The 17,110-nt window shown below is 55.4% G+C and carries 16 protein-coding genes and 2 tRNA genes; 11 read left to right on the top strand and 7 right to left on the bottom strand.

Annotated features, from left to right (window positions below; all coding sequences use genetic code 11):
- The first annotated feature begins 513 nt into the window (after positions 1-513).
- Together Dform_RS09450 and ftsH are read left to right on the top strand one after the other, a co-directional pair.
- The gene (locus Dform_RS09450; protein ID WP_225973676.1) at positions 514-1,371 is read left to right on the top strand and encodes a TIM barrel protein; all 858 of its coding nucleotides are present in this window, start codon (positions 514-516) and stop codon (positions 1,369-1,371) included.
- A 59-nt stretch (positions 1,372-1,430) separates the two neighbouring features.
- Complete coding sequence (ftsH, locus tag Dform_RS09445; RefSeq protein ID WP_076004790.1) at positions 1,431-3,395, top strand: ATP-dependent zinc metalloprotease FtsH; 1,965 nt, start codon at positions 1,431-1,433, stop codon at positions 3,393-3,395.
- A gap of 97 nt (positions 3,396-3,492) precedes the next feature.
- On the opposite strand, the gene Dform_RS09440 is transcribed toward ftsH, so the two are convergent.
- The 7 genes from Dform_RS09440 to Dform_RS09410 form a co-directional block, all read right to left on the bottom strand.
- The gene (locus Dform_RS09440) at positions 3,493-4,464 is read right to left on the bottom strand and encodes a polyprenyl synthetase family protein (protein ID WP_076004789.1); all 972 of its coding nucleotides are present in this window, start codon (positions 4,462-4,464) and stop codon (positions 3,493-3,495) included.
- 15 nt (positions 4,465-4,479) lie between these two features.
- Positions 4,480-6,153: a methionine--tRNA ligase gene (gene metG, locus Dform_RS09435; RefSeq protein WP_076004788.1), complete on the bottom strand. Its 1,674-nt coding sequence runs from the start codon at positions 6,151-6,153 to the stop codon at positions 4,480-4,482.
- A 5-nt stretch (positions 6,154-6,158) separates the two neighbouring features.
- Entirely contained in the window at positions 6,159-6,374 is a 216-nt protein-coding gene (locus Dform_RS09430) for a hypothetical protein (protein ID WP_076004787.1), read from the bottom strand.
- Between the two features lie 35 nt (positions 6,375-6,409).
- On the bottom strand, positions 6,410-7,228 hold the full coding sequence (rsmI, locus tag Dform_RS09425; protein WP_076005143.1) for a 16S rRNA (cytidine(1402)-2'-O)-methyltransferase: 819 nt from the start codon (positions 7,226-7,228) through the stop codon (positions 6,410-6,412).
- A 37-nt stretch (positions 7,229-7,265) separates the two neighbouring features.
- A complete protein-coding gene (locus Dform_RS09420) occupies positions 7,266-7,976 on the bottom strand; it encodes a hypothetical protein (protein WP_076004786.1) in 711 nt (236 codons plus the stop codon).
- A gap of 61 nt (positions 7,977-8,037) precedes the next feature.
- A tRNA-Thr gene (locus Dform_RS09415) sits at positions 8,038-8,113 on the bottom strand.
- A 61-nt stretch (positions 8,114-8,174) separates the two neighbouring features.
- Positions 8,175-8,555: a DUF302 domain-containing protein gene (locus tag Dform_RS09410; RefSeq protein WP_076004785.1), complete on the bottom strand. Its 381-nt coding sequence runs from the start codon at positions 8,553-8,555 to the stop codon at positions 8,175-8,177.
- Positions 8,556-9,232: 677 nt separating this feature from the next.
- Here Dform_RS09410 and Dform_RS11715 point away from each other — a divergent pair.
- The 9 genes from Dform_RS11715 (at position 9,233) to tsaB (ending at position 17,103) form a co-directional block, all read left to right on the top strand.
- A complete protein-coding gene (locus Dform_RS11715) occupies positions 9,233-10,228 on the top strand; it encodes a LuxR C-terminal-related transcriptional regulator (protein WP_076004784.1) in 996 nt (331 codons plus the stop codon).
- 119 nt (positions 10,229-10,347) lie between these two features.
- Positions 10,348-10,424, top strand: a tRNA-Arg gene (locus Dform_RS09400).
- Between the two features lie 149 nt (positions 10,425-10,573).
- Positions 10,574-11,740, top strand: coding sequence for an FMN-binding protein (locus Dform_RS09395; RefSeq protein ID WP_145925576.1), 1,167 nt, complete (start codon positions 10,574-10,576; stop codon positions 11,738-11,740).
- Between the two features lie 152 nt (positions 11,741-11,892).
- On the top strand, positions 11,893-12,267 hold the full coding sequence (locus Dform_RS09390; RefSeq protein WP_076004782.1) for an ArsR/SmtB family transcription factor: 375 nt from the start codon (positions 11,893-11,895) through the stop codon (positions 12,265-12,267).
- Between the two features lie 123 nt (positions 12,268-12,390).
- Positions 12,391-12,600: a hypothetical protein gene (locus tag Dform_RS11290; RefSeq protein ID WP_145925575.1), complete on the top strand. Its 210-nt coding sequence runs from the start codon at positions 12,391-12,393 to the stop codon at positions 12,598-12,600.
- 171 nt (positions 12,601-12,771) lie between these two features.
- On the top strand, positions 12,772-14,064 hold the full coding sequence (locus Dform_RS09385; protein ID WP_076004781.1) for a serpin family protein: 1,293 nt from the start codon (positions 12,772-12,774) through the stop codon (positions 14,062-14,064).
- A 154-nt stretch (positions 14,065-14,218) separates the two neighbouring features.
- The gene (gene thiL, locus Dform_RS09380) at positions 14,219-15,205 is read left to right on the top strand and encodes a thiamine-phosphate kinase (protein ID WP_076004780.1); all 987 of its coding nucleotides are present in this window, start codon (positions 14,219-14,221) and stop codon (positions 15,203-15,205) included.
- 78 nt (positions 15,206-15,283) lie between these two features.
- Positions 15,284-15,754: a tRNA (adenosine(37)-N6)-threonylcarbamoyltransferase complex ATPase subunit type 1 TsaE gene (gene tsaE, locus Dform_RS09375; RefSeq protein WP_076004779.1), complete on the top strand. Its 471-nt coding sequence runs from the start codon at positions 15,284-15,286 to the stop codon at positions 15,752-15,754.
- Positions 15,751-17,103, top strand: coding sequence for a tRNA (adenosine(37)-N6)-threonylcarbamoyltransferase complex dimerization subunit type 1 TsaB (gene tsaB, locus Dform_RS09370; RefSeq protein WP_076004778.1), 1,353 nt, complete (start codon positions 15,751-15,753; stop codon positions 17,101-17,103). The genes tsaE and tsaB overlap by 4 nt, the downstream gene beginning before the upstream one ends.
- Positions 17,104-17,110: the final 7 nt, after the last annotated feature.

Genomic DNA, 17,110 nt, shown 5'->3' with positions numbered 1-17,110 from the left:
AACAGGTTGAACTGACGGTTGTTAACTGTAAACTGTTTACTTGATTGAAATGAACACATTGGTTTTTCTTACCGGCAAAACAACGAATATTCGTTTCCCACGATTAGCCAATCGCGCATTTTTGGATTCGTTTTATAAAAAACCTTTTTTCCTCCAAAAAACAAAAACAAATCCTATGGCGGGGAGGGGGATTGGATTATTGGTATTATGACCCACGTGTGTCTTTCTGAACGAAGTGAAGAATCTCGGTGCCGGCCCGGGAGCAGGTCAAACTGATAACTGAAGACTGTAAACTGTCAACTGTACACTTCAATGAAAATTGATCACTATTCTCACCCCGAAACAAATCCACGTTTAACCCCTTCCATCCTCAATCGTACATCCGCCTCGTTCGTTTCGGTAAAAATGCTTATTATGGGGGGTAATCAAATACAAACATCTTCGATCCTTGGATTTCTATGTTGATTGCTGAAAGCTAATGGCTGATAGCTGATGGCTGAAAGCTGACAGCTTTTGGCTGTATACTTAATGACCATGCTCACCTTCGGCACCGCCGGCATTCCGGCCTCGACAAAAGCCAGCGGCGACACCGTTGCCGGCCTCAAGCGCATTGCGGAACTCGGGCTCGGCGGCATGGAGATCGAATTCGTCCGGGGCGTTTATCTCAAGGACCATACGGCGGCGCCCGTGGCTTACGTTGGCAAGAAGCTCGGCCTTAAATTATCGTGCCACGCGCCTTACTACCTCAATCTCAACCACGCCGACGAGGTTCGGCGGCGGCAGGCGGGCGGGGTCCTCCACCATGCGGCCAGCATGGCAGCCAAGGCCGGGGCAAAAAGCGTCGTCTTTCACGCCGGCTACTACCTTAAAGACAGCCCGGAGATTGTATATGACGCCATCAAGGCGCAGATCGAGGTCGTGCTGGATAAGCTGCAAGGAGAAGGTACCTTGGTGAAACTCAGGCCTGAACTTGCGGGTAAAATATCCCAATTCGGTACTCTGGCGGAGATCCTGAGGCTTTCCAAAGAATTACCCGGCGTAGCGCCGGCGATAGATTTCGCCCATCTCCACGCGTCTACCGGGCGTTACAATTCCTATGCGGAATTCTCCGAGGTGCTCAACCGCGTCGGCGATACCCTGGGGCGGGAAGCCCTCGATGATCTCCATCTTCATGTCTCAGGCATTGAATACGCCAAAACCGGCGAGCGGCGGCATCTCAACCTGGCCGATTCCGATTTCCATTACGATGAATTGCTCCAGGCCTTGACAGATGTGAAAGCGGGCGGGTTGCTCATCTGCGAGAGCCCGAATATTGAAGTGGACACCCTTCTTTTACAGCGGACTTACCTTGATTTGTCGCCAAGAATGTGATTTATTGCTATAATATTCTGTAAACTAGTCAGTCCCCACGGTTGTAAATAGAGGCATTCATGAAATTTAACTGGAAGCGCACCACCATCGCCTACATCATCATGCTGATCGCCAGCATCGTCATTTTCGCCATCCTCATTCCCGGCAACCAGAATAAGCCGACCGAGATTCCTCAGAACACCTTGGTCAGTCTCTCGCAGGAACACCTGATCAAGACAATTGTCATCGATGGCGACCGCATCAATATCACCACCACCGGCAATTACCCCAAACAGGGAGACCCCTCAGGTGAGTTTTTCACTTATAAAGAGACCTTGACTTCGATCTACGAAATCCCCGGTTTCGATCCGACTGGAATCGAGATCACACCCAAGGGCCCTTCCAGTTTTGATTGGGGATCGCTTCTGGGCACCCTTATCCCCATGCTGCTTATCGGCGGTATGATCATTTTCCTGTTCTCCCAGGCCCGGGGCGCCAATAACCAGGCGATGAGTTTCGGACGATCACGCGCCAAGCTTTTTAACGTCGACAAGCCCACCACCTGTTTCGACAACGTCGCCGGCGTCGACGAAGCCAAGCAGGAAGTCCAGGAAATCGTCGAGTTTTTGAAATCCCGCGAGAAATTCCAGGCCCTGGGAGCCCGGATTCCCAAGGGTGTCCTTTTGATCGGCTATCCGGGAACGGGTAAAACCCTCCTGGCCAGGGCCATCGCCGGCGAAGCCGGGGTACCGTTCTTCTCCATCTCCGGCTCCGAGTTCGTCGAAATGTTCGTCGGCGTCGGCGCGTCCCGGGTCCGCGATCTCTTCGACCAGGCCAAGCGCAACGCCCCTTGCATTATCTTCATCGATGAGATCGATGCCGTCGGCCGTCAGCGCGGCGCCGGCCTCGGCGGGTCCCACGATGAGCGTGAACAGACTCTTAACCAGATTCTGGTGGAGATGGACGGCTTCGAGGCTAATACCACCATCATCGTCATTGCCGCCACCAACCGCCCTGACGTCCTTGACCCCGCCCTGCTCCGCCCCGGCCGCTTTGACCGCCGCGTGGTGCTCGACATGCCGGACCTGCACGGCCGGCTGGCTATCCTCAATATCCACGCCAAGGGCAAACCCCTGAGCCCCGATGTCAACCTGGAAACATTAGCCAAGCAGACTATCGGCTTCTCCGGCGCGGACCTGTCCAACCTGATGAACGAGGCCGCTATCCTGGCTGCCCGCGAGGACAAGAAGGCCATCGAGATGTGCGACCTTGAAGAATCGATCGACAGGGTTATCGCCGGGCCGGAGCGCAAGAGCCGCAAGGTTTCGCCTCACGAGCGGGAGATAACCGCCTACCACGAGGCCGGTCACGCTCTGGTCGCCCGGATGTTGCCCAATGCCGATCCTGTTCACAAGATCACCATCGTTGCGCGGGGCATGGCGGGGGGTTATACCAAGCAACTGCCCGCTGAAGACCGCTACATCGCCACCGACTCCCAGTTCAAGGCCAAGCTTGCCATCTCCATGGGCGGCCGTATCGCCGAGGAGATCATGTTCAATGAGATGTCGACCGGCGCGTCGCAAGACTTCAAAGAGGCTACCAACCTGGCCAAAAAGATGGTCACCTCTTATGGCATGAGTGAAAAGCTCGGGCCGCGCACCTTCGGCAGCAAAGAGGAGATGGTCTTCCTGGGTAAGGAGATCCATGAGCAGCGAGACTACGGCGAAAAAACCGCCGACCTAATCGACCAGGAAGTCGAAGCCCTGATCCAGAACGCCTACACATCAGCCAGGACCATCTTGACCGATAACAAAGCCAGGCTGGTCCATATCGCCACCCAGCTAATGGCTGAGGAAACCCTCGAAGGTGACGAACTGGAGAAGCTTTTTACCGAGGCGTTGCCGGCTGCCGCGCCGACCGCTCCTGTCGAACCGCCGCTGGCTAAGAACGATTCGCCGTCAGAGAAGAAAGCCGAGCCGGTCTTGCAACCCAGGGACAAGCCTATGGAACCTGGCACAGCCTCACCGGCCATCGCCCCTGCTTAAGCCGTAACTAAATGGAATACGAAAGGCGAGTCGGTCTGACTCGCCTTTTTCTTTTCTTCAAGCCGGTGTCCGGCAGGGGCGAACGTTTCCGGACTCGCTAATTCCGCCGTCTGACCAGGTAAGATGCGAGGGCCTTGAGCGCTTCTTTGCAAGTGCTTTCCGGCAACCCCTCAAGCAGGTTTATGGCCTTTTCGGAGTATTTCTCGGCTTCACGGTAGCTCTCTTCGATGATCCCGGAGCTTTTGATCTGCTCGATAGCACGAGCGATGTTTTCCTCCCGGTCTTTGCCCGCCAGGAATCGCGACACCGGGTTGGAATTCGGTTGCCTTTGCATCAGCAATAAGGCCGGTAAGGTCACCGTGCCTTGCCTGAGGTCCGAACCTACCGGTTTACCCAGTTCCTTTTCAGTGCCGATGAAATCCAGGATATCATCGACTATCTGGAAAGCCAGGCCAAGGTTGTAGCCGTAATTCGCCAGTGTCTGGATCTGCTCCTCGGTGCCGCCGGCGAGAATAGCCCCGGATTCGGATGACATCTTCAACAGGGCTGCCGTTTTTCCAGCGATCCTTTGAAGGTAGCCTTCCATGTTTTGAGAGGCTGAAAATATGTCCCGAGCCTGCCTGAGTTCGCCGACAGCGATAATCCCCAGTGTCTGGGAGAATAATTTGGTTACCCGAAGGTTGTCGGTGGATGCGGCAAATTCACCCGCCCGGGCGAACAGGAAATCGCCCAGCAGTATCGCTTTTTCGGTGCCCCACAACTTGTTTACCGTTACCCGCCCGCGGCGGGTGTCAGCCCGGTCTATGGCGTCGTCATGAACCAGGGTGGCGATGTGCATCAATTCATTGGCGGTGGCCATTTTGAGAATACGGTCGGTTTTGCCGTCAATGCACCGTCCTGACATGAAAGTAAGGGCGGGACGGAGAATTTTACCACCCACCAGGATGTGCTTGAGCATATCATGGAGGTCAGGGAAATCTTTTTTCCAGAAATCAGCAAGGGATTTGAAGTTGCCCTCGACGTCGGCGAGGTCGTTTTTGACCGGGGCGTAAAGCGTTTTCAGGTCCAACTCATCACCTGCGTCTTATGTAGGGGTTAGTCCCATGCGGGCGGTTTCTTCTTCAATAACCGATTCGTCCAGTTTGATAAACAGAGCTTCGGGAGGGTTGAGGCTGGCGCCGGGAACCGGGCGGCGAAGTTTCCAGCCATCGTTTTGTGTAGTGCCCTCATAGCCGAGGAAGTGATGCAGTCTCTCTGAACTGAAAGGCAGGAAGGGATAAAACGCCGTCCGCAGGCCGGAAATGACCGTTAGGGCGGTATATAGCGCGACACCGGCCGCGGCTTTATCCGTCTTGACCGTTTTCCACGGCGCTTTTTCGTCGAGGTATTTGTTGGTCTCGGAAGCTAAAGCCATCGCTGCTTTGATGGCCTCTTTGAAGCGGCAGGCGTGGAGCAAATCGTCCATTGTGATCAGGATTTCTTCTGTCCGGGCGATCATGGACAGAGACCGGTCATCAAGCACCCCGTGGTCCGGCACCTTGCCCTCGAAATGCTTCTGGAGCATCGAGAGGGTCCGGTTGACCAGGTTGCCGTAGGTGGCGACGAGTTCGTCGTTGTTGCGCCGCACGAACTCACGCCACGAGAAATCAGTGTCAGAGGTGTCGGGCATGTTCACCGAGAGCATGTAGCGTAAAGCGTCGGGCTGGTAACGAGACAGGAAATCCTCCAGCCAGATGGCGAGGTTCTTGCTTTTGGACAGTTTCTGGGCCTCGACGGTCAGGAATTCGTTCGAAGGTACGTCATACGGCAGGTTCAGGCCGCCGTAGCCCATCAGCATGGCAGGCCAGATGATGGTGTGGAAGGGAATGTTGTCCTTGCCGATGAAATAGTAGCTCTTGCATTCCCCCTGCCAGAAGTTACGCCATGACTCTGGTTCGCCCCGAAGTTGGGCCCATTCTTTGCTCGCTGACAGGTAGCCGATGACTGCCTCAAACCAGACGTAAATGCGCTTGTCCTCGTACCCGGGCAGCGGCACCGGGATGCCCCAGGTGATATCCCTGGTGATAGCCCTGTCGCGCAATCCTTCTTCGAGGTAACGCCGGGTGAACCGTTGTACATTGGGGCGCCAATGTTCGGCCTGGGCGTTGACCCAGTCGAGAAGCGGCTTTTCGAAAGCCGATAAGCGCAGGAAAAAGTGTTCGGTCTGACGGAATTCAGGCGTCGTGCCGCACAGCTTGCAGCAGGCGTTGATCAGATCAGCCGGATTCATCGGCTTGCCGCAGGCATCGCACTGGTCCCCTCGGGCCCCAGGCATCTTGCAGGAGGGGCAGACACCCTCGACATACCGGTCGGGCAAGAATCGGCTGCATTTAGGGCAGTAAGGCTGCGAGACCGTGTCCTTGTACAAGTAGTCTTTTTCAAGAAGCTTGAGGAATATATCCTGCACCACAGCCCGATGGTTCGGTGTTCCGGTGGTGGTATATAGATCGAACGTGATGCCGAGGCCCGCCCAGCTCTCGAGGAACTTCTGATGGTAATAGGCGGCCACCTCTGCAGGTGTTTTGCCTTCGGCTTCAGCCCTGATGGTGACCGGCGTGCCATGCTGGTCGGAGCCTGAGACCATCAAAACCTCATTGCCCTTGGTGCGGTGATAGCGGGCGAATATGTCTGACGGCAGATAAGCCCCGGCGACATGTCCCAGGTGAAGCAGGTTGTTGGCGTAGGGCCAGGCAACGCCGATGAAGATTCGTTCAGTCATCGGGTTTAGGGGAGGAAGGTCAGTGTCCGTTCGCCCTTCTCTTCGCGATAGCGGGCATAACCCTTGTCCAAGGCGCATTCAACGCAGTAGCGCACCGTGTCGCCCTTGGCGACTTCTTCGCCGTCTTTTTCATCAACCACAAGGTAGCGTTCCGGGTATCCGATGATCCGGCCGCACTTATCGCACTTGATATTGCCTAATGAAATACATCCGCGTCGCATCTTTGCCTCCGAAAATATCCTAGTATTATATAGCTTTACTCAATTTTAAGCCAAGCCTTGTACAATTCACGTCGGGAGAGGCCTGTTTCATCCGCCAGCATGGTCGTTGCCTCTCTGGCGGCAACGCCGCTCTGTTTCAACTTGCAGAGCTGGGTTTCGACGTCGTTATTTAACTCCGGCGTTTTTTGCACGACCGGCGCCCCCGCGACAACCAGAACGAATTCTCCCCTAGGCTCGGTGAAATGCGCCAAAGCTCCAGACAAGGTGCCCCTGAATACCTCTTCGTGAATCTTGGTCAATTCCCGGCACACCGCGATTTGGCGGTCGCCCAGACCCTCCAAGAGAGCCTCGAGGGTTGTCCTGAGGCGATGGGGGGCTTCGAGAAAAACCATAGTTGCCGTTTCGGTCGCGAGTTGTTCGATCACCCTGTGCCGCTCAGATATTTTCCGGGGCAAGAAAGCCACGAACCGGAATTCCGACGTCGGCAGGCCCGATACCGTCAGCGCGGCCACGACCGACGATGGGCCCGGTACCGCCTCTACCCGAAAACCCCGCCTGATGGCTTCTGCTATAAGCTCGCTGCCGGGGTCGGCGATGCCCGGTGTTCCCGCATCCGATACTAAAGCGACGTCGCCCTTTTCGAGGTGTCCGAGGACATAGTCCAGCTTGGTCAGCTTGTTGTGCTCGTAATAGCTGGTCAAAGGCGTCTTTATACCCAGGGCATTGAGCAACTTCAGGGTGTGGCGGGTATCCTCCGCGGCGATAAGGGTAACTTGCCTAAGGATCCGGGAAGCCCGGAGGGTGATATCCTCAAGGTTGCCTATGGGAGTCGCTACGATATAAAGAGTTGGCACGTCAACACCGCCTCCCGGAACGGTGGCGGACAAGGGATTATTCGTCTTCGTCCGGTTCGATTTCCGGTTCGCTTTCCTCGGGATGAGCCGCTGGCGTAGGACAGTTCACGATGGCGGTGCTTTTTTCTTTGCCCTTTTTCTTGGGTTCGAGTTCATCGACGGCCTTACGCAACGCCTCGGTGTCGATTTTAGCGGAATCAACTACCACTCCGGCAATTCCGCGATCGGAGAGCGCCTGCATCTCAGCCTTGCCGTATATTTTGGGCAGTCTTAAGAGGAGTGTTTTACCGCAGAAATCGACCAAGCGCTGCACGGCCAAAAGATCGCGGAAAGTCAGTGAATCGCCAAGCCCGGCTTCTCCAATAAGCGCCGCGGCTTCCAGCCCGCCCAGGGCGCGGAGTTGGGCATCGGTCAGGTCGCCACCTATCCGGAGCACCCGCGCCGTATCTTCGTCAATGCCGACAATAGCGCCGTCAAGATCAAGGACGACGAAATCACAGCCTTTGTGCCCGACATCTTCCCCGATCGAGCACCCTCTGAGGATTTCTGATTTCCTGGTCGGGCACTTGCAGGGTCCGGGTACCACGATAGCGTCTACACCTTTCAGCCTGGCGCCGTCATCCAACGTGTGAGTCTCGGCCAAAATGAAAAGCCTTGGTTTAGCCGGCGCTGTATACTGCCCGAAACCCAGGGGGCGGGTTCCGCCTCTGATTACTTTCTCAAGTTGTTCGCTGAATTTGTTAGCCATCTTATCGTCCTGAAGAGTTATTTTATTCGGGTGGGAATCAGTTATCGGCGGTGATGAACATTGGAGCCAGCGAGAGGGCTCGAACCTCCGACCTGCTGTTTACGAAACAGCTGCTCTACCGACTGAGCTACGCTGGCGCCTGAACCAAACGCCATTATATCCTAAGAGCGGATTTTACGGCAACGGGCGCCAGCCGATCTAAACGCTGTCGACTACCTTTTTTAGCTTCGCCTCCACCTGCTCGGCGAGGGGCTCCAGGGCTTTGTTGCCGGTCATGCTCATTGCCATCGTCGGTTTGACCGAGGCTACGAAGACCTTGCCCTGATGTTCATAAACAAGCACGTTGCAAGGCATAAACAGCCCGATATCCCGTTCCGCCATAATGGCTTTATAAGCGAACGGCGGGTTGCAGGCACCCAGGATGACGTATTTTTCACACTCGGCGCCGAGTTTTTCTTTGACGGTCTTCTGTACGTCGATTTCAGTGATGACACCGAAACCCTCATTTTTTAACTCAGCCTTCGTCCTGGCCACGGTTTCCTCGTAAGTTCCCGCGGCCTCCTTTTTAAAAGCGTACATGTTTCCTCCTTTTCTCCATAGTACACCGGGAAGGTACGATGGCTGAAATGCGGAGGGGCTGAGTCGCGAAGTGCGAAAACAAAGGAAACAATTCCCTCGGCCCAGGCCGAATAATACCAATAATCCAATAATACCAATTCTCCAATACTACCAATACCGCGCCGCAGCAAGTCGCAGTTGCGGGTCGGCTGACCAGTGAGCCCAACGCGTTGCCCGACTGGCATACCGGGCAGGCGTGTAGGGCGAACCGGATGAGCCAGATTGGTTTTTCGTTTTTTCCCATGCAAAGTTTTATTGCGGAACGAATCACCGGAATTCAGCTTTGGCTCAATCGCAAGAATTGATTTCGAAAGCGAACCATAACGAATCCTGGCACAATCTCCGGCAGCCGGGATCGAAATCCCGGAATAGCATGGGAATGGCAAAGCGGGCGCGCCGGTCTGACCTATATCAGGCATCGATGACCGATAGGTTGCCATCAAAACATAGCTTCCTGAGTGTACAGGTGTGCTAACATTCATGGCGCATATTATAGCACGGGTGTACGTTGGGATTGTCAAGCGGCTCGTGTCGTTTTAGCGCGTTTTCAAAAATATTTTTTAGAGGTCGAAGGAAACCCAAAACGTGGGGTCTTTGTGTAAGGTAATGGTATAATTTTCCGGAAGGTAACCGGAGAAATGCGAATCTTAGTCGAGCTGGTTGTGCCCATCGCTGTCTTTATTTTCAGCGCGGTAGCTTTGTGGTTGCTACTCAGGTTCGCGCTCGATAAGATCGAACCCTGGACCAAAAAGCAAACTGCGACGCCTTTCACGAGTATCTACTCAGGCATCAGGCGATCGGCGATTATCATTGTCCTGCTGATCAGCGCCTACGCCGGGCTGCTGGTGTCTCCGTGGTCCGGCGGATGGGGCCAGGCGCCGCCGAACACCCTTTTATCACTTACCATCATCGCGGTAATGCTGACAGCGCTCAATATTCTTCAAAGCCTGGCGGGCTTCCTCGGCGGCCGCTTGAATCTTCCCGGGGCGACCCGGGCTATCCGGGTTGCATTGTTTATCGTAATCGTGATCGTGACCGTTTTGTTACTGCTTCTGGTTTGGGGCGCGGAGACAAATCCGCTGCTGATCTTCATTGCGGTCATTTCGATACTCCTGGTCCTGGCCTTGAGAGACACCGGCCCGGACTACGCGGCTGCTTTGCAACTGGCAATGTGGCAGCACATCAGGGTCGGAGAATCGATCAAGCTTCAGAACGGCCTGCAGGGCATCATCTCCAAGTTGAACTGGCAGAACGTTGAGATTCTTACCCCGGACAGCCAGTGCGTAATCGTTCCCAACAGCCGGTTCATAAAGGAAGTGCTTACCAGGTTCATCGACAGCCCCGAACAGGTCAAGACCTCGATTGAGTTTCTCGAAAAACAATCGCACTCCCCCTCGCGTGAGCCTGACCAGCCCGAAACTTATCCGGATATCGCCGCCATCTTATCCAAGCGGGAGTTGGAAATCGCCGAATTGGTCTCAAAAGGGGCAACGAACAAGGAACTAGCCAGTCAGTTATTTATTTCCGAGCACACCGTTAAGGTCCATATTAAAAACATCCTTCAAAAGCTTGAATTGAAAAACCGGCAGCAAATCGCCGTTTTGGCCGCCACGCAGTCCAAAAAAGCCAGGTAATCCTGGAGCCCCGGTTAAAATTTATACATCTGAATCTCGACACAAGTCGGTTCTTGCTTTGCGCCCTGGTATTACCCAGTTCACAGGCATGCCGCTTTATTGATATAATCGTGAACCGTGCCCCTGTAGCTCAGTTGGATAGAGCAGCGGTTTCCTAAACCGCGTGTCGCGCGTTCGAATCGCGCCAGGGGTACCAGTTATTACTGTCGGCTCAAGTGTCGAAAGCGGATTTTCCGACCTGAGTCGAAATGACCAGCCTGCGATAAATCGGCCTTAAAACGGAGTTTTGTGGCGGCGTTCAAATTAGGGAGAATAAAAACCAGCTCCATTCTGGTTTTGATTATATTGGTCGTTCTGATTGGCGCCGCCATTTTCGGCCAATATGGCGAAGGCCATTCCGGTTACGAGCCTTTCCTCAAAGATGCGATGCCCGCCGCATCGTCGTTCACCTCGTTGAAGACCTCCGGGGGCGCCATTTTGTACCAGGCGCGCGATGCCTCCGGAAATCCGGTCGGATATATTACCGCCGCCGAAGGGCCGGGGTACGGCGGACCGATGTCGGTGTTAGTCAACTGGACGCTTGACGGCACAATCACTGCGGTCAACGTCCCCCGCCATCATGAGGACATGCCCTGGTGGAAAGTCCTGTTCAAGGATAAATTTTTCAATCAGTATATCGGGAGGTCGTATTCCGAGCCGCTGCTGCTGGACAGCGATATCGATGCGGCCACAGGTTCCACCGTATCCAGCAACGGAGTGGCGGTCGGCGTGAGAAACGGCAGACTCGTCCTTGCCAGCTACCTGGGCCATCCCTACAGCGGGCCGCGGGAGCCGCTTAAATTTGGTTGGCCGGAAATACTGGTGGTGGCCGGAATGGCCCTGGCTGTGATAGCCAGGACTTTGCCTGTGTTGAAAGGCAGATCCTGGCCTCGCTTGTTAACGCTCTTCTACGGATTCATCATCCTGGGAGTTTGGCTTTCGATTCCGTTGAGCCTGACCAATATAGCTTCATGGCTGGTGGGTTACGCGCCGCATCTTCAGACCTTTTTAGTCATGTACCTGATGGTTTTCGGCGTAATAGGATTGACGGTGATTTTCGGGAAGAATTTTTACTGCTTCTGGCTCTGCCCGTATTCGGCGGTTCAGGAGTCCCTCCACCTGATTACCGATAAAAAAACGCGGCCTGGTCCTAAGTTGTTCAAAGTACTTCATAACACCCGTTTCGTCTTGCTTTTCATCGCGGTGTTCTTGGTGCTGCTGCTGAAGAATCCATCGGTTTCGGTATTCGAGCCATGGAACGTCCTTTTCAGCATGAAGGGCACCACAGACCAATGGGTGTTGATGATCTTTGCGTTGGTATCGGCGTTGTTTGTCTACAATTTCTGGTGCCATTATCTTTGCCCGGTGGGGGCGGTGTTGGAACTCATCCTGAAAATGAGAAAGGGGGTTGTCGGCATATGGCAGCGAATCAGACCCCAAAAAAACCCGGGGCGTTCTCCAACTTCTTCGTGACCGCCCTGGTGGTCACAGCCGCGGTAATGGTGCTTGTGGTGATTGCCGTTAAAGTGGCCGCGCTTTAATAACGTTTCGCGGGTTTGCTTCTTGACCTCGCCGCTTCATCACGTTACCATATGCACATATTCGCATGGGCTTGAAGGTTTGAGATGAGAGATTTGATTAAAGTTTTTAAAGCTTTGTCAGATGAGACCCGGCTCCGCGTTCTCAACCTCCTGATCCATAGAGAATGCTGCGTATGTGAGGTGGTACAGGTTCTCGGGATTTCGCAAACCCGCGCCTCCAGAAGTCTCAGTCAACTCTACGACGCCGGTCTCCTCGACAGGCGGTCAGAAGGGCTTTGGATCATCTACTCCCTGGCCTCCGAGCTGAAAGAGGATTATCGCAGCCTCGTCGTGAAGGCGGTCGGGGAAGCTTTGGGCGGCAATCCCGCCGCGGACAAAGACCTAAAACGCCTGGCGGTGAGCCAGAGGCTTTGCCCGCCCGCTGATGGAACGCCGTCACAGCAGTCCGGCGTGTGTTAAGAGTGACCCGGTCATTATCTAGTATTTACTAGACATAACTAAAAAAGTGCTTGCTAAACCGGATTTTCAGCCCTATAATCCCACTCAAGCAAAGTCTCGGGCTGTTAGCCCGGAGGTAACTCTGTGAAACCTATTGCTGGCGGCCTTAAACCGCTGTGCGACACCTGTAACCGGAACAATTACCCCTGCCGGTGCCCTCGCGCAAGTCATGAAATCGTCATCGGATGCCAGGACTACATCCAGGCACACGGCTCAGACGCTCCGGTCAAGTTTTCCGAATGCCCGAGCCCAGCGGAATCCACTAAATCAGAAACTGCAACTGACGACTGGTAACAAGTCATCTCCCCAATTTCCAAACTTGTCCCGATGCCAGGGTACTGTCTTTTCTAATCGCCCGCTCCCACGAATTCGAAGTCATTTGTTCCCGTTTTCATATCTTTCTCTTCTCAAATTCGTTATAGAGATCAGCGGATATTGAAGTAGTATTGGTCTAATGAGACGACGATGAAGAAATTTGCTGTACCCATCATTTTAGCGGCGGCGATGTTATTCTCCGGCTGCTCCAAGACAACTTACGGCGAGGAACTCAAGTCGGACAAAGCCAGGCTGGTATCTAACGCATCGCAGGCGGATGTCGCCGCATTGGTTGACGGCAACACCGATTTCGCCATGGCGCTTTACCAGGTTCTTAAAGAACAGGATGGCAACCTTTTTTATTCACCCTACAGCATCTCCGAAGCCCTGGCCATGACCTGGGGCGGCGCCCGCACCGAAACGGAACGTCAAATGGCCGAGGCGTTGAGCTTCAACCTGGCTCAAGCGGATCTCCACGCGGCTTTCAACTACCTTGACGCCGCTCTGGCTTCGAGGGGCCAGGGCGCCAAAGGCAAGGACGAGGAGCCATTCGTACTCAAAGTGGTCAATGCCATTTGGGGACAGAAGGACTTCAGTTTCAAGGCGGACTATCTCGATCTCCTGGCCCAGAATTACGGCGCCGGTCTCAGGATACTGGATTTCATCAAGTCGCCGGAAGAATCGCGCAAGACGATCAACGCCTGGGTAGCAAAAGAGACCGGGCAGCGGATCAAGGATCTCATTCCCCAGGGTTCGATCAACGAACTGACCCGCCTGGTGCTGACCAACGCCGTCTATTTCAACGGTGGGTGGTTGAATCCCTTTGACAAAGCTCTTACTTCAGATGGCTCTTTCTTCCTGCCGAACGGGCAGAAAGTCATCGTGCCCATGATGCGCCAAACTGCTACCATGGGCTACACCTCCGGCAACCTTGCTTTGAGTTCGTTCTTCCCCACGGGTTATCAGGCAGTGGAACTCAAATACGATGGCGGAGAGCTTTCAATGTTGATCATCCTGCCCGATAAAGACAACTTCAGCCAATTCGAACAGCACCTCAACGGGGACGAGATTCGCTTGATGTTGAACAGCCTCAAGCCCACATCTGTGAACCTGACCATGCCGAAATTCGAATTCGATTCCAGTTTCGGCTTGAAGTCTGCTTTGTCCACCCTGGGCATGCCCATCGCTTTCAGTGATAAAGCCGATTTCTCAGGGATGGACGGCAAGACCGACCTGCATATCCAGGACGTCGTTCACAAGGCTTTTATCTCGGTCGACGAGGCTGGCACCGAGGCTGCGGCAGCCAGCGGCGTCGTTGTCGGCACGACCTCGGCTCCGGTCGAACAAGCAACCGTAACCCTGGACCATCCCTTCATTTTCCTTATCCGCGACATCGCCACCGGCGCCATCATCTTCACCGGGCGGGTGGCGGATCCCTCTTAGACCGGTCCGTCGATGAACATAAACGCGGCGATCGCCCATCGCCGCGTTTTTTATTAGTTATTGCCGGACGATGAAGAAAGGGAGGGCCTCGACTTTACGTTTTTGGTTACCGGCAACAGCTGGATTCGTTACACGGTGTGCTATAATTTCGGGTATGAAAGCCTCTAAATCGGGCGAATTTGCCCTCATCGACCGCATCATCGCCGAGATCAACAAAGTTAAACCGGGGGAGTGGAACGCGCTGGTCTCCGGCATTGGCGACGACGCGGCGTTGATCAGGACACGCAGCCGCTACCAGGTGGCCACCACCGATTGCCTCGTCGAAGACGTCCATTTCAAAAAGAGTTTTCTCGATTGGAACGCCCTGGGCTGGAAAGCCCTGGCGATAAACCTTTCAGACATCGCCGCGATGGGCGGGACGCCCAATTACGCCCTGGTTTCACTGGCTATTCCCTTGAACACCGAGGTCGAAGACGTGCTCAGGCTTTACCGGGGGATGCTCGAAGCCGCCCGCGAATCCGGCACAATCATCGCCGGCGGCAATATCTCCCGGGCTTCCGAGATCGCCGTTCACACCACCGTTATCGGCGAAGTGCCGGCCCGGGGCAAGGCGCTGTTGAGGTCGAAGGCAAAAAAGGGCGATTTGATCGCCGTCACCGGCAGGCTCGGGGCGGCGGCGGGCGGACTCAGAACGCTCGCCGGCTCGCTCCACGCGGCGCGCATCGATGCCGAAGCCCTGGAAAAGGCTTTCTGGTATCCACAGCCGAGGATCGACGTCGGCCGAATCCTGGTCAAAAACGGCATCCGCTGCGGCATGGATGTTTCCGACGGCCTCGTTGCCGACCTGGGACACATCCTGGAAATGAGCAGGGCGGGCGCCAGGATTGAAGCGGCGCGCATCCCGGTTCATCCTTCCGTGGCTGTCCTGGGGTTCGAAGGGCTTGATTTGGCCCTGACCGGCGGTGAAGATTACGAACTGCTGTTTACCGGCAAGAAGGAAGCCATTGAAAAGGTCGCCGCTGAAGCCTGCTGTCCCATCACCATCATCGGCGAGGTCACCCGCGGCGCCGGCAAGTTGGAAGTCGTCGGCAGCGATGGGAAGTTGATTCCCGTTGAAAACGGCGGCTGGCATCATTTCTAAGGATAAAAAGGCATCAGCCGTGGAGAAGGGCGGGTCAATGTGACCCGCCCCTGCGTTATCAGGTAGAATTAAGGACTTATGATTTTTGAATCGAAATCCGCCGTGGTGACCCGCCGCTTCGGCGAGGCTATCGGCAAAGAGCTTAAAGCCGGCGACGTCATACTATTGGCCGGGCCGCTGGGGGCGGGCAAAACCACACTGGTGCAGGGGATGGCCAGGGGGCTGGGGGTGACCGGCAGCGTCATGAGCCCGACGTTTGTCCTGGCGCGGGAACTGGAAGGGCGTCTAACGATGTACCACGTAGATCTGTACCGCCTGGAGAAAATGCCCGAGATAAGCGACCTCGGGCTTGACGATTACCTTTACGGCGACGGGGTCACCGTCATCGAGTGGGCCGACCGGGCGGAAACCCTGTGGCCGGACGACCATTTGAGGATCGACCTTGCCTATGCGGGGGACAAGGCCAGGACAATGAATGTAACCTCTCACGGCAAACGCTATCATAAGATGATGGACAAATTGGCTCTGAAGTTCGGTGACAAGCGATGACGTTGATACTTGCCATAGACTGCGCCACCGCCAACACTGGCCTGGCGGTCCTGAGAGACGGGGCCGTGGTCGGCGAGGTCTGCTGGCAGACGAAGCATAATCAGACCGTGGAAATGTACCCCAGGATCGAAGCGCTGTTGCGTGAAGCCGGAGCGGCTTTCTCCGATCTGGATGCCATCGCCGTTACCCGGGGTCCGGGCAGTTACAACGGCGTCAGGGTCGGCATGGCCGCCGCCAAGGGGTTGTCTTTTACCCTCGACAAGCCTTTGATCGGTGTTTCGACCCTGGAAGCTGAGGCGTGGCGTTTCAAAGACCTGGGGCGACCGGTTGCGGCGATCCTGCCGCTAGGCCATGACTACGCAATAGCGGTTTTCGAGGTGCGCGACGGAACCTGGACCCGTGTCCAGCCTGAACAGGCGGTCAACATTGATGAACTGACGCAGGTTCTGTCTGCGAGATCGATCCTCACCGGGGATCTCCCGGACAGGTTGCTCCTGGCCTTGAGAGACATTTCACCCGGCATCGACATCGTGTGCCAGGCGAAAATTTCCCGCGCCGCAGCATTGGGGCAGATCGCCTTTGAACGGCTGCGACGCGGCCAAACCGATTCCGCCGAGTCCCTGCAGGCGCTCTACCTGCGACGCCCCCAGGTGACCCCTCCCAAGGTCCCCCGGGACATGTCGGGGGTGCCGGGCCGCGGTGTCATCTGGGATATGGATGGTGTTATAATCGACTCCGCCGATTTGCATTTTCAGGCATGGCGCGAGACCCTGGCTAAACACGGCGTTCGGATGGACCGGGAGGAGTTCGAGCAGGGCTTCGGCCGGCGTAACGATGATATTATCGCCGGGATCATCCAAAGGCCGATTACCCCGGAGGAAGTCAGCGCCATTGGGCGGGAGAAAGAAGCGGCTTACCGGCGGATGGTAAAAGGTAACGCCCGCTTTTTCCCCGGCGTCCTGGAACTCATGAGCTCTTTAAAAGAAGGCGGTTTCAAGCAGGCAGTGGCCTCTTCGGCTCCCGCTGACAATCTGGCGCTCGTTGTCGCCGAGATGAAGCTGGAACCGTTTCTATCGGCTACCGTTGACGCCTCCGGAGTGTCCAAGGGCAAACCTGACCCGGAGGTTTTTTTGAAAGCCGCTGAGAGACTAGGTTTGTCGCCAGGGTCCTGCCTGGTCATCGAGGACGCCGTGGCCGGGGTGGAGGCCGCCAAAAGAGGCGGCATGGCTGTCGTTGCCGTCACCAACACCCACCCCCGGGAGAAACTTGCGGCGGCAGATCTCGTGTTGTCCTCTCTTGAAGACGTGGAACCCTCGCAGTTACTGGAACTTATTAACGCCAAGAATTAGAAGGAGT

It is taken from the genome of Dehalogenimonas formicexedens, from assembly GCF_001953175.1.
Classification (GTDB): Bacteria; Chloroflexota; Dehalococcoidia; order Dehalococcoidales; family Dehalococcoidaceae; genus Dehalogenimonas; species Dehalogenimonas formicexedens.
The sequence above is the reverse complement of the archived record's forward strand: the minus strand, read 5'-3'. Positions and strand labels throughout refer to the sequence as shown.